Annotated in this window: 23 protein-coding genes; 6 read left to right on the forward strand and 17 right to left on the reverse strand. The window is 61.9% G+C overall.

Annotated features, from left to right (window positions below):
• On the forward strand, positions 1–226 hold a 226-nt coding region (locus D0Z70_RS25205), incomplete at its 5' end, for a hypothetical protein (RefSeq protein ID WP_220475657.1).
• Positions 227–468: 242 nt separating this feature from the next.
• Here the strand turns inward: D0Z70_RS25205 and D0Z70_RS16210 are convergent.
• Complete coding sequence (locus D0Z70_RS16210) at positions 469–690, reverse strand: hypothetical protein (RefSeq protein WP_043150372.1); 222 nt, start codon at positions 688–690, stop codon at positions 469–471.
• A gap of 9 nt (positions 691–699) precedes the next feature.
• Positions 700–1,650 carry a DnaJ domain-containing protein gene (locus tag D0Z70_RS16215; protein ID WP_051519885.1) on the reverse strand — a complete coding sequence of 317 codons (951 nt, stop codon included), beginning with the start codon at positions 1,648–1,650 and terminating at the stop codon, positions 700–702.
• Between the two features lie 773 nt (positions 1,651–2,423).
• Here D0Z70_RS16215 and ku point away from each other — a divergent pair.
• The 4 genes from ku to D0Z70_RS16235 all read left to right on the forward strand — a co-directional run bounded on the left by ku (position 2,424) and on the right by D0Z70_RS16235 (position 7,739).
• A complete protein-coding gene (gene ku, locus D0Z70_RS16220; protein ID WP_043150451.1) occupies positions 2,424–3,311 on the forward strand; it encodes a non-homologous end joining protein Ku in 888 nt (295 codons plus the stop codon).
• Positions 3,312–3,329: 18 nt separating this feature from the next.
• Positions 3,330–4,157 (forward strand): GNAT family N-acetyltransferase, encoded by an 828-nt coding sequence (locus D0Z70_RS16225; RefSeq protein WP_086486053.1) that lies wholly within the window; start codon positions 3,330–3,332, stop codon positions 4,155–4,157.
• Positions 4,158–4,228: 71 nt separating this feature from the next.
• Positions 4,229–6,706, forward strand: coding sequence for a DNA ligase D (gene ligD / locus D0Z70_RS16230; RefSeq protein WP_086486054.1), 2,478 nt, complete (start codon positions 4,229–4,231; stop codon positions 6,704–6,706).
• Positions 6,707–6,857: 151 nt separating this feature from the next.
• Complete coding sequence (locus tag D0Z70_RS16235) at positions 6,858–7,739, forward strand: SDR family oxidoreductase (protein ID WP_119748302.1); 882 nt, start codon at positions 6,858–6,860, stop codon at positions 7,737–7,739.
• Between the two features lie 279 nt (positions 7,740–8,018).
• On the opposite strand, the gene D0Z70_RS16240 is transcribed toward D0Z70_RS16235, so the two are convergent.
• From D0Z70_RS16240 to D0Z70_RS16285, 12 genes are all read right to left on the reverse strand, one after another.
• Positions 8,019–9,185 (reverse strand): acetyltransferase domain-containing protein, encoded by a 1,167-nt coding sequence (locus D0Z70_RS16240; RefSeq protein WP_051519896.1) that lies wholly within the window; start codon positions 9,183–9,185, stop codon positions 8,019–8,021.
• A gap of 71 nt (positions 9,186–9,256) precedes the next feature.
• Positions 9,257–9,874 carry a hypothetical protein gene (locus D0Z70_RS16245; protein WP_043150366.1) on the reverse strand — a complete coding sequence of 206 codons (618 nt, stop codon included), beginning with the start codon at positions 9,872–9,874 and terminating at the stop codon, positions 9,257–9,259.
• Position 9,875: 1 nt separating this feature from the next.
• Positions 9,876–10,604, reverse strand: a complete 729-nt coding sequence (locus D0Z70_RS16250) for a HupE/UreJ family protein (RefSeq protein WP_043150364.1) — start codon at positions 10,602–10,604, stop codon at positions 9,876–9,878.
• Positions 10,605–10,614: 10 nt separating this feature from the next.
• Positions 10,615–10,995 carry a hypothetical protein gene (locus tag D0Z70_RS16255; RefSeq protein ID WP_043150362.1) on the reverse strand — a complete coding sequence of 127 codons (381 nt, stop codon included), beginning with the start codon at positions 10,993–10,995 and terminating at the stop codon, positions 10,615–10,617.
• Positions 10,996–11,027: 32 nt separating this feature from the next.
• The gene (locus D0Z70_RS25440) at positions 11,028–11,288 is read right to left on the reverse strand and encodes a DUF4198 domain-containing protein (RefSeq protein WP_239018956.1); all 261 of its coding nucleotides are present in this window, start codon (positions 11,286–11,288) and stop codon (positions 11,028–11,030) included.
• A 3-nt stretch (positions 11,289–11,291) separates the two neighbouring features.
• Complete coding sequence (locus tag D0Z70_RS25445; RefSeq protein WP_239018957.1) at positions 11,292–11,771, reverse strand: hypothetical protein; 480 nt, start codon at positions 11,769–11,771, stop codon at positions 11,292–11,294.
• 17 nt (positions 11,772–11,788) lie between these two features.
• Positions 11,789–12,262: a hypothetical protein gene (locus D0Z70_RS24655; protein WP_130752820.1), complete on the reverse strand. Its 474-nt coding sequence runs from the start codon at positions 12,260–12,262 to the stop codon at positions 11,789–11,791.
• 186 nt (positions 12,263–12,448) lie between these two features.
• Positions 12,449–15,676: an efflux RND transporter permease subunit gene (locus tag D0Z70_RS16265; protein WP_086486056.1), complete on the reverse strand. Its 3,228-nt coding sequence runs from the start codon at positions 15,674–15,676 to the stop codon at positions 12,449–12,451.
• Positions 15,673–16,830, reverse strand: coding sequence for an efflux RND transporter periplasmic adaptor subunit (locus D0Z70_RS16270; RefSeq protein ID WP_043150359.1), 1,158 nt, complete (start codon positions 16,828–16,830; stop codon positions 15,673–15,675). The genes D0Z70_RS16265 and D0Z70_RS16270 overlap by 4 nt, the downstream gene beginning before the upstream one ends.
• A complete protein-coding gene (locus tag D0Z70_RS16275; protein WP_086486057.1) occupies positions 16,827–18,095 on the reverse strand; it encodes a TolC family protein in 1,269 nt (422 codons plus the stop codon). Before D0Z70_RS16275 ends, D0Z70_RS16270 begins: the two co-directional genes overlap by 4 nt.
• Positions 18,096–18,150: 55 nt before the next feature.
• Positions 18,151–18,546: a hypothetical protein gene (locus D0Z70_RS16280; protein ID WP_043150358.1), complete on the reverse strand. Its 396-nt coding sequence runs from the start codon at positions 18,544–18,546 to the stop codon at positions 18,151–18,153.
• Between the two features lie 67 nt (positions 18,547–18,613).
• Positions 18,614–19,972, reverse strand: coding sequence for an MFS transporter (locus D0Z70_RS16285; RefSeq protein ID WP_441347669.1), 1,359 nt, complete (start codon positions 19,970–19,972; stop codon positions 18,614–18,616).
• Between the two features lie 84 nt (positions 19,973–20,056).
• Here D0Z70_RS16285 and D0Z70_RS16290 point away from each other — a divergent pair, with 84 nt between their 5' ends.
• On the forward strand, positions 20,057–20,329 hold the full coding sequence (locus D0Z70_RS16290; protein ID WP_130752821.1) for a metal-sensing transcriptional repressor: 273 nt from the start codon (positions 20,057–20,059) through the stop codon (positions 20,327–20,329).
• 12 nt (positions 20,330–20,341) lie between these two features.
• On the opposite strand, the gene D0Z70_RS16295 is transcribed toward D0Z70_RS16290, so the two are convergent.
• From D0Z70_RS16295 to D0Z70_RS16305, 3 genes are all read right to left on the reverse strand, one after another.
• Entirely contained in the window at positions 20,342–21,016 is a 675-nt protein-coding gene (locus tag D0Z70_RS16295) for a superoxide dismutase (RefSeq protein ID WP_043150357.1), read from the reverse strand.
• A gap of 71 nt (positions 21,017–21,087) precedes the next feature.
• The gene (gene chrA / locus D0Z70_RS16300; RefSeq protein ID WP_174827277.1) at positions 21,088–22,491 is read right to left on the reverse strand and encodes a chromate efflux transporter; all 1,404 of its coding nucleotides are present in this window, start codon (positions 22,489–22,491) and stop codon (positions 21,088–21,090) included.
• The gene (locus tag D0Z70_RS16305; RefSeq protein ID WP_081764061.1) at positions 22,488–23,441 is read right to left on the reverse strand and encodes a chromate resistance protein ChrB domain-containing protein; all 954 of its coding nucleotides are present in this window, start codon (positions 23,439–23,441) and stop codon (positions 22,488–22,490) included. Before D0Z70_RS16305 ends, chrA begins: the two co-directional genes overlap by 4 nt.
• Positions 23,442–23,490: the final 49 nt, after the last annotated feature.

The raw sequence follows: 23,490 nt of genomic DNA on the forward strand, positions 1-23,490 counted from the left end.
ATTACTGGCAAGCGTGGGCGAACGGAGCGATCTTTCCAACGTCTTCCGCCCGGCGCGCGGCGATGGCGCGAAGAGTGGCGGCGGACCTGATCCCCGGGACCCGGACAGCAAATTGCTCGGTCGAAAAGCGCGTGAGATATACATCCCTGACCTGCGGCTGGGATCAGGCATCATGCCCGGGAAGCCGACCGAGGGCATCGAGGTGAAGCCAAGAAATTTTCGGTGAGAATGTCAACATCGACATCGGCTCAGACAAAAATCGGAGGGCGTGATAGAGCAGTTTTGCGAGATTTCTCGTCGCCAGATCTGCTTGATTAGCCTTTTGTAGCTGCCGACCCGCGCGATCTAATCAGAACCCGATACGGAAGCCTACCGGTGTCGACCCATGCCGGACGCTCAGCGCCCGATTTTCTATCTCCAGCAGCAGACGTTCCGCTTTTCCGACGGATGTCGACCAACATACGCCGTTCACTTATGCGGGACGCTGCGATCACGATCGCTCTCGACCATGAGGATCGCGTTGATTGTCCGTAGCTGCTCGGCCAGCACGCCGGCGCCATCAGCGAGCGCGTGATTATGGTGCGCGCAGTAGATGCGCTTGTTAACGCGGCGGCCACCCAATGCGGCGGGGAAGAGATGCTCGCGCGATCCGGCGGGCTCGGCACAGATGATGCATGTTCGTCGTGCCATGGTGTTCGCCTAGAGACAGCCCTCGACATATTCGATGCTGGGCGAACCAACTGAGATCCCACTGACTTTCCCGCCGTTTATCGAGAATTTGATGCCGCGTTCTCCGCCCGGTTCATAATAGAAGAGCTTTTTATCGGGCGGCTCGGAGTAGATGTCCGGCAGCTGCTTGAGCCCGGCATAGGCCTGGCGCACCGCCGCCTCAGAATCGCCGAGCTTCACTCCACGGTCAGTCATGAAGGTCGGTGCGGGAGGATCGAGATAGGCCTCGACCGTCGTCACCACCCCGCTTTCGACCAGCATCTGCAGATTCTTGGGTCCTCCGATTACCTCATAGGCAAGGCACGTCCCGTCGCCAGCCTCGGTGTAATGGCCATCGTCGCCGATTTTAAGGCCCGATGCCGCCTGCGCGCTGTCCGTCGTTACACCGGCCTCGATCCCGCCCCAGCCAAACGGCGTCAGCACTCGGCAAGTCATGCCTTTGCAGGCTGCGAGCGTCGTAGACGATGCCGACGGCGACGGCGCTGTCTTCGCAACTGGCGAGGGCGCGGGCTTGGGGAAGGCCGTTGGCGTGCTGGCGGTGGCTATGGGAGCCGGTGGCGCCTGTCGGTTCGCATAAGCGACAACCGTGATGACGGCTGCTATCGCCAATCCACCGATGAGCAAGCCCCGGTGCCGAGCCGAGGGCGGGTTCGGATTTGCCAAGGCCTCTCGAACCGGCGCGGTCTTTGGGGCTGCCGGCCCGAGCGTCTCGTCGTAGGCGCGGCGACGCTCAGCATCGCGCAAGGTGGCATAAGCTTCGTTGAGTTGCTTTGCGCGGCGCTCACCCTCGGCTTTCAGTCCGGTGAAGGTGTCAGGATGATATCGCCGCATCATCGCCCGGTAGGCGGCGTCGATGACCTCCTGCTCGGCGCTCCGATCGACCCCTAGAATCTCGTAATAGTTTGGCACGCGCACCCCCATTCAGGCAGATGAAACGAGAGGCACGGTCGAAGCAAGGCAAAGCTCAATCATGCGGTGCTATTCCGACCGAGAAGTCGATGACGCTAGCACCCGGCGCAGGCTTCTTGGGAGCCGCCGTTCCGGAACTGGCCCTTCGTAGTGATTCTGCGATGCCGTTCAGTAAGGCACTGGATGGCAGGATTGTCTCACTACACGGCGTTTGGCACTTAGGAAAACCGACCCATTCCGGCCACTCAGTCGCCGACTTTCCATACCCAGGTGCGGTCAGTCTGCTTTCCCATTCTGGACGCGCAAGACAGGCCTTTAGACGACTGTGTGGTAGGGGACGTAAGCCGAAGCTGCCGCTGGCTTTATTAAAAAGCCGGTGCCCGGTCATTAGCGCATTCGCCGATGCAGGGTCGCGTCGCCTTGAATGGTATCCTATGTGTCATGATCCAATCGAAATTCTATGCGTCATCGGTCGTCGGTTTGGTTGATCAGCGGCTGTCCGCGAGAACTCTGGACCCCTAGACGGCCTCGTTCGCTCCAAGCGTCGGTCTGCTCTCGGTCCTATGCGCCGTTCAGAACCGGCTTAGAGGAAGATTTCTCACGTTTGGCCGTCACCAGTTTATCAAGCAGATCGCCGACAGCTTGAAACGGACAAGGGTATTGGGCTACCGACGCCAGCGCTGGCTACAGATCATTATCCCCGAAGCCGATAGCGGGCACTTCGCGTTCAACCGGAACGGGACCATGCGCGAAGGGTTGTTGCCATAGACCGACAGGAGATGATCATGGTTGCACGACCCTATTGGAAAGGCCAGATCCGGCTCGCGCTCGTCTCCATCCCTGTCGAGATCTATTCCGCCACCAGAAGCGGTGCTACGATCGCTTTCAACCAGATCCATGAGCCTTCGGGTAAGCGTATTAAATATGAGAAGATCGTGCCTGGCATCGGGCCGATCGACCTGGACGACATCGTCAAAGGCTTTGAATATGCCAAAGGCGAATATGTGCTGCTGGACGAGAAAGAGATCGAAGGCGTCAAGCTGGAGAGCAAGAAGACGCTGGAGCTGACCCAGTTCGTCGATGCGCATGACATCGACATGATCTATTTCGAAAAGCCCTATTATGTCGTGCCCGCCGACGACCTGGCGGAGGAAGCCTTCATCGTCCTACGCGAAGCGTTGCGGCGCAGCCGGAAGGTTGGCCTTGGCCAACTCGCGATGCGCGGCCGGGAATATGTCGTCAGCATCAAGGCATGCGGGCGCGGCATGGTGATGGAGACGTTGCGGTATGCCGATGAAGTCAACAAAGCTGCGCGCTATTTCCACGAGATCGGCGATGGCGAGCCGGATGACGAATTGCTCGATCTCGCCACGACCTTGATCGACAAGAAGACCGGTAAGTTCCACGCGAGTGATTTTCACGATCGCTACGTCGATGCGCTGAAGGAGCTTATCGAGCATAAGAAGAAGGGCAAGACGCTTAACATCGACAGCGACGATGAAGGCGGTGCTGATCCACGTGGGAATAACGTCGTCGATCTGATGGCGGCACTCAAGAAATCCATCGGCCCGGCCAGCAAGGCCAAGGCGACGGCGAAGAAGCCAGCGGGCAAGGTAGCGGCCAAGAGCGACGCGAAGTCGGCAGGCAAGACATCCGCCAAAAAGCGGGCGTGACGGGGACGTCCCTGGATCATGAGTGACGCGACCAGGGATCAGACGCTGCGTGAAATGGCCGCCCATCGTGGTTTCAAGCTGGTAAAGTCCCGCAGGCGCAAGGTTGGTGCGGGTGATTATGGCAAATATGGGCTCACCGATGCGGGCGGGAAGCCTTTGCTCGGGGTTGGCGATGATGGGCTGACCGCCTCGCTGGAGGATATCGAAGCGTTTCTGCGCAAGGGCGCGACAAGCAGCTGGAAGGCATCGGCTCACGCCATGCCTGTATGTGCCGCACCGACAAGGAAAGCGACAACAGCGACGCATGAAAACGTCGAGCCCGCCCTCCGACCGCGCGCGAGGCGTTCCATCGGGCAGACGCCAACGCCCGCGAAGAAAATAGCGGCCAAGCCTGCGCCCACGCCCGAACCGGCCCCGCTCCGCATTCGCGCCGCCAAGCGGACCGATGCGGCAGGCATGGCGGTGCTGCTGCGCCAGCTTGCCCAAACGACCATCGATGAACACGGTGTCGCGCATAATCTTGAGCGGGTCAGGAAGGCTAGAGGCGGCGCGATCGTCGCTGTTCTGGAGGGGATCGTCGGTTGTTGCGGCTGGACGCTGATACCCACGCTTCACCATGGCCTGATCGGCCGGATTACTGTGTTGCTGGTGGATGGGGCGCATCGCCGCCGAGGCATCGCGACTGCCATGCTGGATGCTGCGACAACGGCGCTGCGCGAAGCAGGATGCACGCGGATCGAAGCGATGAGCGACATCGACATCAAAAATGCGCATAATTTCTTTCGGGCTTCGACGTTCGAGCAGACCAGCTACCGCTTCGCGCGCGCCATCGATGCGGAGGCGTGATCGTTTGCGATACCCCCGGAACGAGTTGGCACGCTTGCGGATTGAGGGGCAAAGCAACGGACCGAACCAACATGGCAAAGGCGCAGGACAAAAGCCCTAAAGACAGTCTCGACCTCTATCGGGCAAAGCGTGACTTCGCACGCACGGCCGAGCCTGCTGGTGCGGAGTTTCCGACGGCCGGCAACGGCTTTGTCGTCCAGAAACATGCAGCGTCGCGGTTGCATTATGACTTCCGGTTGGAACTGGACGGCGTGCTGGTTAGCTGGGCCGTCACCCGTGGGCCGAGCGCCAATCCCGACGACAAACGCCTGGCGGTGCGAACCGAGGATCACCCGCTTGATTATGCACGGTTCGAAGGCCTGATCCCCAAAGGGGAATATGGCGGCGGCACCGTCATGCTGTGGGACAATGGCACATGGGAACCGATAGCAGGTAAAGACCCGTGCAAGACACTGGCCGAAGGGCATCTCCATTTCATCCTGCATGGCCGCCGGATGCAGGGAGAGTGGGTCTTGTTCCGGCTCAAGCCACGCGGAAAGGAGCGCGGCGAAAACTGGATATTGCGCAAAGTCAGCGACGCTTTTGCCGGCGGGTCGGACGATCTGGTCAGTCACCATCTCACCAGCATCGACAGTGGCCGCACGATGGAGGAAATCGCCGCTGGCAAACCCATTTCCCAGCGCAAAGTCGCAAAGGCGAAGGCGACTGCGCGCGGGAATGCCAAGGGCGATGTCCCGCCGCCTTTTCAGCCTGTGCAACTGGCGACACTTGTCGACCATGTGCCTGCAGGCAGTCATTGGCTCCATGAGCTAAAATATGATGGCTATCGCACGTTGCTGGCCATCGGCGGCGGCAATGGCCGCGCCTATACACGATCCGGCCTCGACTGGTCCGATCGCTGTGCCGGGTTGATCGCCGACGCGACAAAGCTGGATGCATCAAGCGCCCTGATTGACGGCGAGGCCGTGGTGATCCTAGCCGATGGCCGCACCAGCTTTCAGGGTTTGCAGGCGGCGCTCAAGGACGATCCCGGAAAAATCGACTATATGGCCTTCGACTTGCTGGCATTGAATGGCGAGGATTTGACCGGGCGGCCCTTGCTTGAACGCAAGGCGATGCTCGCCACGCTGCTCGGCGATGGCGCGGGCCATATCCGCTATTCCGACCATATCATCGGGCGCGGCGAGCAGTTGTTCGAGCGCTTTTGCGGCGCGGGACTTGAAGGCGTCATCTCCAAGCGGGGGGATGCCCGCTATTCCGGATCGCGATCGAGCGGCTGGGTCAAGACCAAATGCACCCGCCGTCAGGAGTTCGTGATTGTGGGCTGGTTGCCCTCGGACAAGCAGCGCGGGTTCCGTTCGCTGCTGCTGGCCGTCCATGACAAAGGCACGCTTCGGTTCGCCGGGAAAGTCGGCACCGGCTTTTCAGCGGACGAGATGGAGCGGCTGCTGGCCTTGATGGCACCGCTAGCCCGGAAGACGCCGACGGTCGAGGCCCCGCGCGCGGCAGTACGCAACGCACACTGGATCAAACCGAAACTGGTCGCCGAGGTCGCCTTTGCGGAATTTACCGACGAAGGCGTGCTGCGCCATTCAAGCTATCTCGGATTACGCGAAGACAAGAAGCCGGAAGCGGTGGTGCTGGAGGTCGAAGCGCCCGTCGAACAGGCGACGCAGCCCGCCGCGACCAACGGCGTTAAGATCAGCAATCGCGACCGGGTAATCTTCCCGGAGGGCAAGCTCACCAAGGGCGAGCTAGCCGACTATTATGAAGCGGTAGCGGATATCATGCTGCCTTGGGCAGGCAGTCGGCCGATCAGCCTCGTGCGCTGCCCGCAAGGCCGCGACAAGAAATGCTTCTTCCAAAAACATGATGCTGGCAGTTTCGGCGACGACGTCAAACAGGTGGGCATCCTGGAAAAGGACGGCCATGAAGAACCCTATCTGTTCGTCGATACGCCCGCAGGGCTGCTGACCTGCGTTCAGATGGGGACGATCGAATTTCACGGCTGGGGTGCCCGGATCGAGGATGTCGAGAAGCCCGACCGGCTGGTGTTCGATCTTGATCCCGACGAGGGGCTGGCGTTCAAGGATGTGGTGTCGGCGGCCTTCCATCTGCAGGATATGCTGGTGCAGATGGGGCTCGTCACCTTTCCGATGATGACCGGTGGCAAGGGCGTGCATGTGATCGCGCCGCTGACCCCCAGCGCCGAGTGGCCGCAGGTCAAGGATTTCGCGCATCGTTTCGCCACCGCGCTGTCACAGGCCGACCCCGACCGATTTACGGCTGCGCTCGCCAAGGCGAAGCGGACGGGCAAGATCTTCATCGACTATCTGCGCAACCAGCGCGGCGCGACCGCCGTCATGCCCTATAGCGCACGGTCGCGGCCGTTCGCACCGATCGCGGTGCCGCTCAGCTGGGAGGAACTGCGCACGCTGGACGGCCCGGACCAATGGCATATCGGGGACGCAGGCGAAATGCTGAAGCGCGCCGCTTCCAAGGATCTGGCCCATTGGGGCAGAGCCGACCAGATCCTGCCCGATCTTTAGTCTGTTGCGGCCAAAGACGTCGTCATTCGGTGAACCGGGGCATGGCCAAGCCTAACGCAGGAACTGGCGGCCGGGGTGGCTCGTAATTCGACCTTCAGCCTTCGGAGCGACGGCGAAATGTCCGCTCGCCATTCATCAGCAAGGAGCCATCATGGCCGATCGCCTCACCCTGCAAGATCCACGCGACCAATATCCCAAACCGCCTTTCCCCAAGCAGCCCCAGCCAGCCCCAGGCATAGCGGCGCAGATGGACCCGACACCGGACCATGGCGAAGAGAGCTATGTGGGGTCGGGCAAGCTTAAGGGGCGCAAGGCGCTCGTCACGGGTGGCGATTCCGGCATTGGTCGGGCAGCGGCTATCGCTTACGCACGGGAAGGGGCCGATGTCGCCATTGCCTATCTGCCCAGCGAAGAGAGCGATGCGCAGGCCGTGATAGCTCTGATCGAAGCGGAGGGGCGCAAAGCCGTCGCGCTTCCCGGCGACGTGATGGATGAAGCCTGGTGCCGCCAGTTGGTCGACGATGCCGTCGCCGGTCTTGGCGGGTTGGACATATTGGTCATCAATGCGGGCCGTCAGCAGTTCCGGGACGATGTGCAGGTGCTGAGCTCAGATGATTTCGACCGCACGATGAAGACCAACCTCTATGCGTTGCACTGGATCGTGCAGGCGGCGGTGCCGCATCTGCCTGCCGGTGCCTCGGTCATCACGACCGCGTCGATCCAGGCCTATGATCCATCGGCCATCCTCCTCGACTATGCGACGACCAAGGCGGGGATAGTGGCCTATACCAAGGCGCTGGCCAAGCAACTGATCGAGAAAGGCATCCGCGCCAATGTCGTGGCGCCCGGCCCCTTCTGGACGGTTATGCAATCCACTGGGGGTCAGCCGCAGGAAAAGGTCACGAAATTCGGCGAGCAGAGCCAGTTCGGCCGCCCCGGCCAACCCGTCGAGATCGCGCCCATCTATGTGCTGCTGGCGTCGCAGGAGGGCAGTTATATCACCGNCGTCACCGGTGGTGCGGGTATTGCCTGAACGGTGCGGTGTTGCCGACGTGCCCAAATCACCAAACATTGTCTGACAGCTGGTTGGCCACCGGCGCGTGCGATCCGTGTTAACAGGTGATCTCTGCCCTCGACCCGAATCAGCCGTTTGGCGACCAAATTTCTCATCGCAACAGCAGACCGTCCGCAATTCTATTTGTAAGCTCGCAAACTGCTGCAAAGCCGGACTGGCAGCTGCTCCGATTCATGCTGCAACGAAGCTGCTTTCTGGCTGACATTGAACCAGCGGCATCTCACTACAATCTCGCAATCAAAGATATTTCAGCCACCAGATATCCTTGCGGCGCTGCTTGAGCCGGGCGAACCATCTCGTTGGAAAATAGAGAACCGGGATCAATATAAACACCCAGATCCATACCCACCTCAGATTATCGACACCGAACACGGCGCCCTTCGTCGGGCCGTAAAGCAGCATCGCGATATTGTAGAGCAGCTTGAGCGTGTAGAGATGGAGGATGTAGTAGAACATCGGCGCGCCGCCCAGCATGGCGAGCGTCGGCATCATCTTGCTATCCTCGAACTTCTCGCACAGCGCCAGCAACAGGCATCCGGTGCCCACGGTCAGCATCAGGAAGAGCAGCGATGGCGGATATTTGGTGAGCGCGAGGAAGCTCATGACGGTTCGCAACGACGTGTCCGCGATGAACCAGGGCTTGTCGCCATAGAAATTGAGCGTGCGGATGAGCAGGAAGCCGACAAGCAGGCCCAGGCCAAGCATAGCCAGCCGCTTGATCCTTGGCTTGGGATCGGTGCCCCGCGCGAACCACGGACCGCAGGCATAGCCTAACAGGATGATGCCGATCCAGGGCAGCGCCGGATACGTCGTCTTGAACAGGATCCCGGCGATCTCGAATTTGTCGCGCTGATGGAGCATCGCCCATGGAATGAAGAAGGGAGAATCCGGGCTCAAGCGAATCGGATCGAGCAGATTGTGAAGGCAGACGATCGCCAAACCCAGAGCGAACTGCGCAGGGCGCGGCAGATGGAGCAGCGCCGCCAGCGCGATCATGCTGATGCCGATCGTATAGATCACCTGGAACCAGATGGTGGGGGGCGGGAATGTGTTGGCCTGTGTTGGCCAAGCGTAGCAGACAATCGTGAATTCCAGGAAGATCAGAAAAAGCCCGCGCTTCAGCAGGAACTCAGACACCTGAGCCCGACTATGCGACTGGCCGTAGAGCCATGCCGAAAGGCCGGTCAGCGCGACGAAAGTCGGCGCGCAGAAGGTGGAGAGCAGGCGCGTGAAGAAGAGTCCCGGATCGGTTATATTCGCGTCAACGGGATCTGTGACCTGCAAATGCAGGAACCATGTTTCGCGGACATGATCGACCAGCATGAACAGCATCACCAAACCACGCAGCGCGTCGATGGCGATCAAACGCGTGCGCGCCTTTGCAGCGGCGACAGGCGATGTCATGCCGGGGTTTAGGGCTGTAAGGGGCGCCTGGCCCGCAATGCTGTTCATCTGATTATCCCTCGCCTGGCTCTTCACTCACCCTTGGGCAGGAAGAGATCCTTGTAGAAGCCGACCGTCTTGACGGTGACGGTGATCGGCGTTTCGCCCTTGTTGCGGAAATACCAGCCATGGGTGCCATCGAAGGGCGCAGTGAAGTCGCCCTGACCGCCGGTAAGTTCGAGTTCCTTCCAATAGTCGGTGAAGGAGCCGTCGGTGACGCCGGTTTTTTCGCCGTGCATTTCGGCCTTCACCGGACCACCTGTCGACTTCCACTGGAAGATGAAGCTGTCACCCTTGACCATGTGCGCCTTCACCTCTTGCCCGCTATGAGGTGCCAGAGTGATGGTCATCTCGTCCTGTCGCCATGCGGCCGACTTGGCGATGGTCGCCTTGGTCGGAATCGCGATGTCGGTTGGGCCGGCAGCTTCCGGCGCGGGCGCGGGGGCTGTTTCGGCCGCTTCGCCGGTGACCATGCCGTTGAGGCCAAGCGCCGTGCCGACGCCGGTGGGGTCGATGCCATATTCGGCCGGCAGCACGAACAAGGTGAGAATAGCAACGGCCGCGATGGCCGCGCCGCCGGTCGCCTTGGCAAGCGTGGAAGGCGAGGGCTTGATCGAGGTCGGAAGTGCGGAAGCAGTTTGCATGGTCATGTCAGGCACCCTGGGTAAAATAGCCGGCCAACTGGAAGCCGATGAGGACGAAGCCGGCGGTCATGAGCGCGGCGTTGGCGACGGTGGCCGTTCGGTTGAAACTGGACGACATGCGCCACAGGTTCATCAGCAGGAGGATCACGGTCAGCGCCATGAACTGGCCCATCTCAACGCCCACGTTGAAGCTGATGAGGTTGGGGATCAGCCCGTCCTTGGCCAGCGTCAGTTCCTGGATCTTGGTGGCCAGGCCAAAGCCATGGAAGAAACCAAAGATCAGCACCGCCGCCTTGGGATTGGGCGATACGCCGAACCAGGTCTTGAACCCGTCCAGATTATCGATCGCCTTGTAGACGACCGACAGGCCGATGATCGCGTCGATGATGTAAGGGTTGGCGCGAATGTCGAAGATCACGCCCAACAGCAGCGTGGTGCTGTGGCCGATCGCGAACAGCGTCACATAGGCGCCGACGTCCTTCAACCGATAGAGGAAGAAGATGACCCCGGCCAGGAACAGCAGATGGTCGTAGCCGGTGACCATGTGCTTGGCCCCCAGATACATATAGGGGATGATGTTGACGCCTGACGCACCTTCGATGAAGGCCTTGTCATTCTCGTTGACGCCATGCGCCCAGAGCGTCGCGCTCATGAACGCCATGGCCAAGCCCAAAAGCAGCAGCACGATCCGCCGCAATATCTGGGGTTGGAGCGGAAACCGGATCGCGCTGTGCATGTCGGCGCCTTTACTTGGTCTGGAACGTCGCGAAGATTTTCGCGCCGCTCTTGTCGATCAGGGCCACAACGAGTTTCGCGCCCTTGGCCGCCTTGAAGCCGGCAGCAGTCAGCTTGTTGCCCCCGGCAGGCTTGAGCGCCGCTTCGGTCTTGGCGCTCCCTGCCGTCTGGGTGAGCTTGGCGGTGTAACCGGCGGCAGGCACCGGCTCATCTTCTTCGCTCAGATAGACGTCGACACCCTTGGGGCCGGTCACCAGTTCGATCAGGGTTTCACCCGACATATGTACGAGGCCGCCATGTTGCGGCTTCATGCTGCCATGCGCGAAGGCGGAAGCGGGCAGCGCGGCAAGTGCCAGGGCAGCAAGCCCCGTGCGGAAAAGATCGATCTTCATAATGCATGTCTCCAATGGATTGGCCGAAAGGCTTATTCGGGCAGGTGAGGGAGGACGAAGGACAGCGAGGCGCGATATTCCTCATGATCGACCTTCTTGTCGGTCGCCTGGCCAACATAGATCGCCATCAGCACGTTGATGCCCTGGTTGCGCAGCTTGATCGTGGCGGTGCCATCAGCGCCGGTCTTGGCCGGGGCGACTTCGTCGGGATCGTTGACATAATCCTGCATCACGGTGGCACCGGCGACAGGCTTGCCCTTGTAATAGACGCGCACCTTCATCGGCTCGCCCATTTTCTAGGGAATGGCAAGGTCGGCGGGCACGACCTGAAGCGTGTGGCCCTCGAACAGCGGCACCGGCTTGGTCGGCACTTGCGTCAGATGGACCGCATATTTGAAATTATGCTCGGCAAGCGTCGCGTTGGGGACTTCGTCGCGGCCCTTGTTATGCCACTCTCCGTCCGGGGTCTTGCTCCAATAGCCATAATCCATGGTGGCCGCGACGGCCGCGACCGGTTCGTCGCTGTCGACGACCGGGATTGCACCGGCGGCGCGAAGAGAGGTGGTGACGGGTGCCCAATCGCTGTCATAGCCGGTGACCGTCTTGACCAATGGCAAGCGCTTGACGGCGTCCAGATCGTCGGCGCCAACGCCATAGACCAGCGCCAGTTGGCGCGCCCGCTGCGCGAACCAGATGCCGTGCGCACCGACCGGCGCGGTTGCCGCCAGCAACGTGCTTACACCCAGTGCGACGGATAATGTTCGAACCAGTCTCATACGAGTCTCCAACCTATTCAATTTTCCAATTCTTCAGCCATCATGCGGCACAAGGCCAAGTGATCACTGAAATGCGTTAGGTCATATTGGTAATGATGCGCGACTTTTAGGGCGTTTCCGCACGATTTTTCAAATGCCTGGGAAGTAGAAAGCCCCGGATATTTCTTATTGATCTTCTCCCATAGTCTCGCATTTGTTCGGTCTGCATAGGCACGACATTGCCCCCTGACTGCGTCCCGGTGCAGGCCGTAATAATAGCGAAGGCTATGCTGCGGGCCTCGTCGCTCGCGCACATGGCCTTCACCAGCCGTTTTCCAGCATGCCGCAAAGACGCTCTGAGCATGCGTTGTCGATCCAACGACGGGAGCAGCTTTCTCCTGTATCCCGCCACAACCGCTGATCATGAGCGCAGCGATCAACAGTCCCGCGGCTTGCAATCCGGGGCCATTGCGCCGCTGGTCACGTTGCGTTTCCATCTCGCGTGCAGCCATTGTCTTGGCTCCCCAAATTCGTATCGACATTGAGAGGCGTAGGATGTGGTTTGAATGCCATTTCGCGGAATAATCCTCCGAATTCCTCGCATATTCCGTATCAAATCGAATGTTTTCGGCGTTCGCTCACAGGCTTTGTAAAAGACATGGAATCGGGCGTTACAAGCGTCCGATTCCAGATCATTTTCACGGCTCAAGCGGCTGCGAACGGGCCTTTTTCCGAGAACTTCGCCACCTTGCCGCGAGCGCCGTTATTGCGGGAAGCACAAGCAATGTGAGCGCGGTCGAGGTGATAAGTCCGCCGATGACCACTGTCGCCAAGGGCCGCTGAACCTCCGCCCCCGTGCCGGTGGCGAGCGCCATCGGCACGAAGCCAAGACTGGCGACCAACGCCGTCATCAGGACCGGCCGGACACGCTCCATTGCCCCCCCGATAATGGCGTCATCCTCGCTTGCGCCATCTTCGCGATGCTTGCCGATGGCGCTCATCATGACCAGACCATTCAGCACCGCGACGCCGGACAGCGCGATGAAGCCGACCGCTGCCGTGATGGAGAAGGGGATGCCGCGCAGCAGAAGTGCGAACACCCCGCCCGCCAGCGCCATCGGCACCGCGCTGAACACGATCGCCGCCGGAATGAAGCCGCCCAGCGCCATATAAAGCAACGCATAGATGGCGAGGAAGCAGATCGGCACGACCAGCATCAACCGCAAACGCGCCGACTGCAGGCTTTCGAACGTCCCGCCCCATTCGGTATACATGCCTGACGGGAGTTGCATCTGGCCGATCGCCTTTTGGGCTTCCTCGACGAAGCCGCCAAGGTCGCGACCACGGACGTTGACCTGAACGACCACCATCCGTTTGCCATTTTCGCGGCTGATCTGGTTCAACCCCTGCGTATAGCTGAACCGGGCCACCTCCCTTAGCGGAATGGAGCCTGCCACCTGACCATCGGCCGCAGGCAGCATGACCGGGATCGATCCCAGCGTTTCGACATCGTCCCGCTGCGCATCGGGCAAGCGCACCACCACCGCGAAGCGGCGATCGCCCTCGAACAACAGCCCCGCTTCCCGGCCACCCAGCGCGGCAGAGACAGTGTTGGCCACTTCCTCCACCGAGAGGCCGTAACGTGCTGCAGCCTGCCGATCGATCTTGACATCGAACGTCGGCGCGCCGTCGGTCTGTTCGGCGCTGACATCGCCTGCGCCCGGAATCCCGCGCAGTACGCCAGCGATGCGACGAGCCTGCTCGCTCATCGCCTCCAGATCGTCACCATAAAGTTTGACCGCGACGTCGGCGCGCACGCCGGCGATCAGTTCGTTGAAACGCATCTGGATGGGTTGCTGGATCTCCGTCCGATTGCCGATGAGCGGCTTCATGCGCTCTTCGATACGTCGCAGGATATCTTCCTTCGACGTCACCTCGGCCGGCCATTCGCTTTCCGGCTTGGGAATGACATAGGTGTCCGACGAGTTTGGCGGCATCGGGTCGGTGCCAAGGTCGGCATTGCCGTTCTTGGAAAATACCAGTTCCACCTCGGGCAGCGTCTTGAGCGCATTCTCGATCTGAAGCTGCATTTGCGTCGATTGGTCGATCGAGGCGGATGGCACCCGGAAGTTGGTGACCGTGATGTCCTTCTCGTCGAGCTGGGGCATGAACTCCTCTCCCAGCAGGCCGAACGCCAGAACGGCAGCGAAGAAGATGCCCGCACCGGCCGCGACGAACGGCACCGGCCGCGCCACTGCCTTGTCGAGGAGCGGCGCATATTTCTCCTTAAACCAGCGGATCGGCTTGACTTCGGTTTCACTGACCTTGCCGCTGACGACGATCGCGATCATCGCCGGCACGAAGGTGATCGACAGGACGAACGCCGATGCAAGCGCCAGCATCAAGGTTGTCGCCATGGGCGCGAAGGTCTTGCCCTCCACCCCCTGGAAGGTCAGCAACGGCACGAAGACGAGAAAGATGATGAGCTGGCCAAAGACGGTAGGCCGGACCATTTCCTTGGCCGCATCGATCGTTTCGCTCATCCGCTCGTCCAGCGTCAGCAGACGACCTTCATGTTCCTGTCGCTCGGCCAGACGACGCAGCGCATTTTCCACGATGATGACCGCGCCATCGACGATAAGTCCGAAGTCGAGCGCGCCCAGGCTCATCAGATTACCCGATACGCCAAGGGCGTTCATGCCGGATGCCGTCATCAACATGGTGATCGGGATCACTGCAGCCGTGATCAGCGCCGCGCGGATATTGCCGAGCAGCAGAAACAGTATGACGATGACCAGAAGCGCGCCTTCGATCAGATTCTTTTCGACGGTGGCAATGGTGGCGTTGACCAGCTTGGACCGGTTGTAGACCGCCTCGGCAAAAACATCTGGCGGCAGCGATTTGTTGATATCGACCAATTTGTCGGCGACGCGGGTAGCCACGACCCGGCTGTTTTCGCCGACCAGCATCAAGATGGTGGAAATGACCGCTTCGGAACCCATGCGACTGCCCGACCCGGTGCGCACGGCGCCGCCGATCACGACGTCGCCTACATCGCGCACCCGCACCGGAACACCTGCCCGGGTGGCCACGACCGCGTCCTGAATATCCTCGATCGACTTCAGCCGCGCGTCGGCGCGGACGAGGAAACTTTCCCCGGCGCGGCGCACATAGTTGGAGCCAGCCGACACATTCGCCCGCTCCAAGGCGTCTGCCAGTTCGGTAATCGACAGACCATAGGTGGCAAGCGCGTTCAGCTTGGGCTCGACCAGATATTGTTTCACATAACCGCCGTTGGAATCGACGCCGGCAACGCCCAGAACATTGCGCATTTGCGGGCGAATGATCCAATCCTGCACCGTGCGCAGATAGGCGGCCTTGGCCAGTTCGGTCGTCAGCCGCTCGCCCTCGGGCGTCAGATAGCTGCCGTCCGACTGCCAGCCTGGTTTTCCATCTATGGCCTTTACGCCTTTGCCGTCGGGATGGCGGAAGGCGACCGAGTAGAAAAAGATCTCGCCAAGGCCGGTGCTGAGCGGCGCGAGGTTGGGTTGGACGCCGTCGGGCAGGCTGTCCTTGGCCTGGGCCAGGCGCTCTGTGACCTGCTGACGGGCAAAATAGACGTCGGTGCTGTCGGTGAATACAGCCGTGACTTGGCTGAAGCCGTTCCGCGAGAAGGACCGCGTCATTTCAAGGCCGGGAATGCCGGCCAATGCCGTTTCGACGGGGAAAGTGACCTGTTTCTCGACGTCGACCGGCCCCAGCGAGGGCACGAATGTACTGATCTGCACCTGTCGATTGGTGACGTCTGGCACGGCATCGATCGGCAGCTTAGTGATCTGCCATCCGCCAAAGGCCACGACCAGTAGCGTGAGAAACGCCACCAGCCATCGCATCCTGACGGACAGGCTGAGAATGCGCCCGATCATTCTGCCGTTTCCTTCTCAAGTTCGGCTTTGAGGAGGAAGGCATTGGTTGTGGCGATCGGCGTCCCCGCCTTGAGGCCCGCGGCGATCGACACCATGCCGCCGCTGCGACTGCCGATCTGGACCGGCTGCGCCTTGAACCCGGATCGGGTGCGGACGAAGACGACATCATGGTCGCCGATCGTCTGCACCGCGTCCTGCGGCACGGTGACCCCGCCGCCAGCGACGCCGACGTCGCCCGTGGCGAAGATGCGCGCCTGCACCAGTTGACCCGGCGCGACCATGCTTGCGCCACTGCCGGGCGTGATGATGATGGTGGCTTGCCGCGTCTGGGCGTCGACGACCCCGGTGGCCGACCGGACCCGGCCTTCAAGCGTGCGGCCATCATTGGTCGCCAATTCAACCCGATCGCCGGCCTTCACCCGGCCAGCATCGCTGGGCGGGACGCTTGCTTCGATCTGGATGCGCCGCGGATCGGCGACCCTGAACAATTCCGTCTCTGCCTGCACATAGGCCCCAAGGCTTGCAGGGGCCGATGTGATCGTGCCGGACACGGCGCTGACCACGGCGACGGATCGCCCGTCGCCGGTAACGCGCGCCGCACGCGCTGCGGCCTCTGCCTGGCGCGCCTCGGCTTGGGCAACGGCAAGATTGGCCTGGGCGGTTTCGAAGTCCGCACGCGGTGAAACGCCCTGGTTGAGCAGGGTTCGTTCGCGGGCGAGTTGACGGGACGCCAGCGTCACCCGGGCGGAGGCGGTTCCCCTGTCCGCCGCGATGGTCGATGCGTCCCGGCTTTCGACCAGGGCAATCGTCTCCCCCGCCTGGACGCTATCGCCGATCCGCTTGAAGATGCGGGTGATGGTGCCGGGCGCCCTTGCGGTCAGCACGGCTTCCGCATCGGGGGTCGCCTCTACCCTCGCGCTGGACATTATGATGCCTGACAGCGCCGTACCCGCTGCGGGCGCGATAGTGATGGCCGACATCCTGATCCCTGCCGCATCGATATCGACGGTATCGGCTGAAGCCTCAGGCGCTGCCGCCTGGGTCTGCACGACCGGCGCGTCGGGCGCGGTCATGCGCGCCAGCCCGAAGCCTGCAAGAGCGGCAAGGATAAGACCGACCGCGGCGCCGGCATAAAGTCTGTTGTCAGGCGTCATTGGATCGGATCTCCGGAAATGGTGCTGCCCGTCAGACGGGCAAGGCGCGCGCGCGCTTCGAAAGCGGCTAGGCGCGCGTCGAGGACGCCGCCGCGCGTGATCGCAAGACCATGGCGCGCGGCGAGCAGTTCGATGATCGACGACTTGCCGGCTTCATAGGCGATGCGGGCCAGTCGATAGGTCTCGTCGGCGGTCGCCTGCGCGCCCAGCGCGGCGGTCACGCGCGCCATGGCGGCATGGAATTGGGCAGCCGACGCCTGCGCTTCCGCCCGCGCATCATTCTGCGCCATGGCAAGCCGCGCCTGCGCGGCGTCGGCTTCCGCGCGGGAGGCCGCTATGTTGCCGCGATTGCGATCGAAGATCGGGAGCGGCAAGGACAGGCTGCCCAGCAGCGCCGTGGCATTATCATATTCGAGGCGACGAACGCCGATACTGGCGGTGACGTCCGGCACGGCCCGCCGCTGCTCGGCTTTCAGCCGTCGATTGGCGGCTTCGCGCTCCGCCTGCGCGGCCAGATAATAAGGGCTGGCAAGAGGATCGACCGGTCCGACGGCAGGTGTCTTTGCCCCCAAGTCCAGCACGGATTGGGCCAGGCTCGCAAAAGGGGTTTGCGACCCCGTCAGGGCGGACAGGCGGGCAAAGGCCGCGATGCGATTGGCGTTCGCAAGGTGCAGCGCGGCCTTGGCTTCGTTGAGTGAGGTTTCTGCCTGGAGCGCCCGAAGCCTGGCTTCCTTGCCGGCATCGACGAGCGCCCTTGCGGCGCCCAGATCGGCCTCGCCCTCTTCGACCTCGTCCTGGGCCAGTGCGTTTCGGCTGTCTGCGGCTTCGGCCGCCGCGTAGGCCAGGGCCAGATCATAGGCATAGGCAGCGCGGGCGTCCTGATCGCGCGCCTTCGACGCGGTCACACCCGCCTCGCCAGCCTCGATCCGGGCGCCACGTTTGCCCCCCAGTTCCAGCGTGTGATTATATTGCAGCGTCGTTTCGGCCCGATCAAAGCCACGATAGGGCGAGGACCCTGTGACATTCTCGGTCATCAAACTGACGCTGGGATTGGGCCGCGCCCGCGCTTGCTCCGACAAGCCTTCGGCGCGCCGGATTTCAGCTTCGCTGAGCGCAAGGCGCGGCGCGTCAGCGCTCTGCCGCAATAGCGTTGCATAGGGCGGCGCGACTTGCGCGCACGCCGTCCCGGCAGCCGCCAGAAGGCACGTCGCCACGACCACGCCGGATACCGCGCAATGCGGCAGCCGGCCTCTAAAGGCTTTCATCAAATATTCCCCTGAACGAATGCGTAAAAACGGGCGCGACGAAACGCGCTCGCAATTAGATTCGTGGGGGGCGAAGCAAGGATTGCGGCCTGACCGACCCGATGTCATCGACCGGGACCACGCCCCAGGACATCGCAGACGAAATCATGGCCTGCGCGACGACAGGCGCCGCAGGCACGGCAACGGTTTGAGCCACCACATGGGCGGCGACATGGACAAGGTCGGAGAAATCGTCCTGATCCGAAGAGGCGTGGTCATCCACGTCGTCATGGTCATGATGGTCGATACCGACGCTCACCGTCTGCGCTGAGGCATGAACATGCGGCAAGGCATCGTGCCAGGTCGACAATATGATCATGCCAAGCAGCGCCAGCACGCCCAGAAGCGCAAAGCTGCGCCTTGGGTTGTGGGGCGTTGCATAAGCACGCTGCCGGATTGGCGCGACCGTCATGCGGCAAGGAGTATAGGCAGCGCAGGCAGTTCACAAGATGCTGCGGCGGTCAGACGATATTTTCCCTTCATTGGCGGGGCCAATGCTGGTGCAGGTCGTCGATAATGAATATATGGTGGCGATCATCGCCATGCGCCTCTCGGACATGGGGATGATCGCGTTCAAGCTCGGGGTGATCGTGCGCCACAATGTCCGGATCGCCGGCAGGCCACAGGAAAACGGCTAATCCCGTTCCGACACTGGCGATCACCGCCATCATGAGAAAAGCGACACCCTGGCCCACATTGGCGCCAAGCTGCCCGACCAATGGATAGCATAAAAGCCAGCAGCAATGGCTCAGGGTAAATTGCGCGGCGAACAATGCAGGGCGGTCGCTGGCCGTTGCCGATCGCTTGAGCAATCGACCCGATGGGGTGATGCTCATCGCATAGGCGATCCCAAGCAGGAACCATCCGCCCAGGATGACCCACCAGAAGCCCGGCGCAGCGCCGTACCGGAAAGTCGCGACGGCCAGCAATGCGAGCAGCGACGCCATCGCCGTCCCTGCGCTCAGCATGATGGTGCGATCCGCGATCCGATCGAGCAGTCGGGGTAATGTCAGTGCTGCCAGAATAGACCCTGCGCCATAGGCGGCGAGGGTCAGCGCCACATCGCTCTGGGCAAGGCCCAGCCTGTCACGCACGATGACGATCGTGTTGACGATCACCATGGAACTGGCCGCCGCCGATGCCAGCGTGAGGGCAAGCAACCCGCGCAAACGCGGGGTCTTGAGATAGATGCGTGTGCCGCACGTGGTCCTGGCGTAGATATCGCGCTGTCCTGGCCCGGCGCTTGCCACCCTGGGCAGGACGGTCGTGGCGACAAGCATCGCCGATCCAAGGAAGCCGATCGCCGTTCCCGAGAACAGCCAGTGGAAATTGATGACCGAAAGCAGCGCAGCGGCAAGGATCGGGCTGGTCAGGCTTTCCATGTCGTAGGCGAGCCGCGATAGGGAGAGCGCGCGGGTATAGTCGCGTTCCTCGGGCAGGACATCGGGAATGGTCGCCTGGAAGGTCGGGGTGAAAGCCGCCGATGCCGATTGCAGGACGAATATCAGAATATAGATCTGCCACGTCTGATCGACGAATGGCAAGCAGAGGGCAACCGCGGCGCGCACGATATCCATCGCCACCAGAAAGGCGCGGCGCGGCAGGCGATCGGCAAAAGCGCCGACAATGGGCGCTACGCCGATATAGGCGATCATCTTGATCGCGAGCGCCGTCCCCAACACCGCCCCGGCATTGCCGCCGGCTATGTCATAGGCCAGCAGACCGAGCGCCACGGTCGCAAGGCCCGTGCCCACCAATGCGATGACCTGCGCACAGAAAAGATGGCGATAGGTGCGATTGGCGAGCACGGAAAGCAAGGGCGACTCCAGCGAATCCATATCCTCCAGGGGGGATATACAGATCGTTGCAATATCCTCCCCAGGGGGATAGGTAAAGGCTGTGACACTGAGGAATTTTCACGAGTGACCATCGAGCATCGGCATGACAGCCATCCCGCGATCGTAAAGCGGCTGAACCGTGCGGGTGGCCATCTGCGCAGCATCGTCGAGATGATCGAAAGCCAACGCCCCTGCGCAGACATCGCCCAGCAACTCCAGGCGGTCGAAAAGGCTATCGTCAGCGCCAAGAAGGCACTGATCCACGATCATCTCGACCATTGCCTCAGCCACACCCAGGCGACGGAAGGCATGGGTTCGGCCGTCGAAGAATTCCGCACGATCTCGAAATATCTATAGGCGCTGCCGACCTCAGCTGGCCCCGACCGCTATCGCCTGCGCATAGCGCCGGTCGGCCGCCTGCCAGTCGAGATTGCGGAACCAGGCGTCGATATATTTGGCGGCCTGCGTGCCATAATCCATGTGGAAACTATGCTCGTACATGTCGAGGGCGAGGATCGGGATGCCGGCGGCCGCACCATGCATATGGTCCCAGGCCCAATGATTGTGCAGCGAACGGGTATGGAGATTATAGGCGAGGATCACCCAGCCCGATCCGCCGGCCAGCGACAGGCCCGTGCGCCGGAAATCCTTCTCCCATGTCTCGAACGATCCCCAGGCTTTGGCGAGCGCCGCGCGAATGGAGCCAGCGGCCTCGCCATTACCGCCGAGTCCATCGAAATATATCTCATGGAGAATGACCGATCCGGTCCGGTGCAATTCCTCGCGCTTGAGGCCGCCATAGAGGACCGGCGGCATGTCCACATCGGCCAGCGCGGCGGCGAGCCGGGTTTCGACCATGTTGAGGGTTTTTACCGACCCGATATAATTATTCTCCCAATGCGACCGGATGAGGCGCTCCGACAGCCCGTCCAGCTTCGCCGGATCGAAGCGCAGCGGCTTGGGCTGGTGCGTGCCGGCAAAGGCTGGCGGCAAGGCGGCGGGCGGCGCGGCGACTTGTCCGCTTGCCGTATCGGTGGCGGCCATGGCCAGAGCGCCTGCTCCCAGGGTTTGAAAGGCGGTACGACGAGAGACATCAACCATTTTTACAGATCCTGTCAGACGGTAAGGGTGTAGATCGCGCCCAGCGTCGCGCAGCCGGCGAGAACCGTCAATACGCCCAGCTTGAACCTGAAGATGGCGACGGCGGCGGCGGCCGCCAGCACGACCGCTGCTATATTGATGGAAACGGGAATGGGAACGTCGAAGCTGCCGGTCGGCGAACGGACTGCCATCGTCTGGCCGAACAAGGTGTGGATCGCGAACCAGATGGCGAGGTTGAAGATGACGCCCACGACCGCTGCGGTGATGGCGGTCAGGGCCGCCGAGAGCGCCTTGTTGCCCCGCAGCCGCTCGATGAAGGGCGCGCCGGCGAAGATCCACAGGAAGCAGGGCACGAACGTCACCCAGGTCGTGAGGATCGCGCCCAGCGTCGCCGCCAGTAGGGGCGCCATCGTGCCCGCATCGCGAAAGGCGGCCAGAAATCCCACGAATTGCGTCACCATGATGAGCGGGCCAGGCGTCGTTTCCGCCATGCCCAGGCCATCGAGCATTTCGCCGGGGCGCAGCCAGCCGAACGTGCCGACCGCTTTCTGCGCCACATAAGCAAGAACGGCATAGGCGCCGCCAAAGGTCACGACCGCCATCTGGCTGAAGAAGGTGGCGATGTGGGTGAACACATTGTCCGGCCCCAGGATCAGGAACAGCCCGGCAACGGGCGCCAGCCAGAGGAATGACAGGATCGCGCATATCCGCAGCGACCACCCCAGATCGGGTCGCGCATGGTCGGGCAAGGCTTCACCCAGCGCGGTGTCCCGGTCATGGACGACCTCACCACCTGTTGAGCCATGACCGCCGCCGCCCTTGAACTGGGGCAGCCCGCTGCGCCCGCCGATATAGCCGCCGAGACCGGCCGCCAGTATGATCAGGGGAAAGGGTGCGTCGAGAAAGAAGATCGCGACAAAGGCTGCAACCGCGATGCCGCGCATGACATTATTCCTAAGCGCGCGTGATCCCACGCGCACGACCGCCTGGACCACCACGGCCAGCACAGCGGCCTTCAGCCCGAAGAATATGCCCTCGATCAGCGGCAACTGACCCAGCAGCACATAGAGGTAGCTCAAGGCCAATATGGCGAGAAAACCGGGCAGAACGAAGAGCGCGCCCGCGATCAGCCCACCGCGCGTCTTGTGCAGCAGCCAGCCGATATAGATGGCCAACTGCTGCGCCTCCGGGCCGGGCAGCAACATGCAATAGTTGAGCGCATGGAGAAACCGCTCCTCGCCGATCCAGCGTTTCTCCTCGACCAAAATGCGGTGCATCACCGCGATCTGGCCGGCCGGTCCGCCAAAACTCAATGCGGCGATGCGCGCCCAGATGCGGGTCGCCTCCCCAAGCGGGATGCCATGATCGCTCGCTTTCGGCCCAGATGGATCGGCGAGCATGGAGCCGGTTGCGGTCATCGGTCTGCCTTTCGGTTCGAAAAATAGGCGTGGAACTGGTTCAGCGCGTCGCTGGCCGTCGCGATGCGCTGCAGGTCGTCGTCGGTGGAGGCGCAGACGCCCGACAGCATCGCACCAAGGCCCGCCGTCTCGGGCCGCGCGAACTTGCCGTCGGCAATATCCAGGTCGTGAATAATCTCCGCTATGGCGATGAGCGCCGGATCATCGGTCAGGCCGCCGCGCGCGACCAGGGTTTCGAAGCTGCAATTCTCGCCCTCATGGGTGAATTCGGCATCCGCCATGTCGAAACGCAATTCGTCCTTTTGCGGCGCGTAGCTACGGCCATCGACGAAACGGAAGGTCGCATCCGGGTCTATGAAGCGGCGGATCAGCCAGGCGCAGGCGATACGATCGACATGGACGCCGCTGCGCGTCACCCATGTCCTGCCCCTCAGATCGCGCGGCAGGTCGGCGGCCGGTTCATCGCGACTGACATCGGGATGCTGATAGCGTTGCCTGTCGAGATCCGCCAACGCGGCTTGCGCTTGCTGCCGCCCGTGCGCGCCGAAAAAGTCGAGTTGGACGACATCCGCCATCCGCTTCTGGAGCTTGGCGATATCGGTGCCGCTGGCAGGGCCGGTGTCGATCAGCCGCCGCGCGGCCTGGGCTATGTCGTCATAGTCGGAGTCGCGTGCGGCGTCGAACATCGCGCGGATATCACCGTCGCTCTGGCCGCCCAGCATCCGGGCTTCGATGAGGGTCGCCTCGCCGCCGCCTTCGATGATCTCGGCCATCAGACCGCGAAACGCCGCTTCATGCTCGTCGCGGAGAGGCAGGACATGCACCGCATTTTTGAGCGGCACCGCACCGATCGCCTGCAGGCGACGCCAGATTTTCACGCGCAGATAGGGCGGCTTGACGGGAAGCTGGTGCAGCAGGGCCAGCCAGATGGAGGGTTCGCTTGTCGTCATGATAGAACATATATATCATCTGATTCGGATTAAAGGAATATATATATCT

It is taken from the genome of Sphingobium terrigena, assembly GCF_003591655.1.
In the GTDB taxonomy this organism is placed as follows: domain Bacteria; phylum Pseudomonadota; class Alphaproteobacteria; order Sphingomonadales; family Sphingomonadaceae; genus Sphingobium; species Sphingobium terrigena.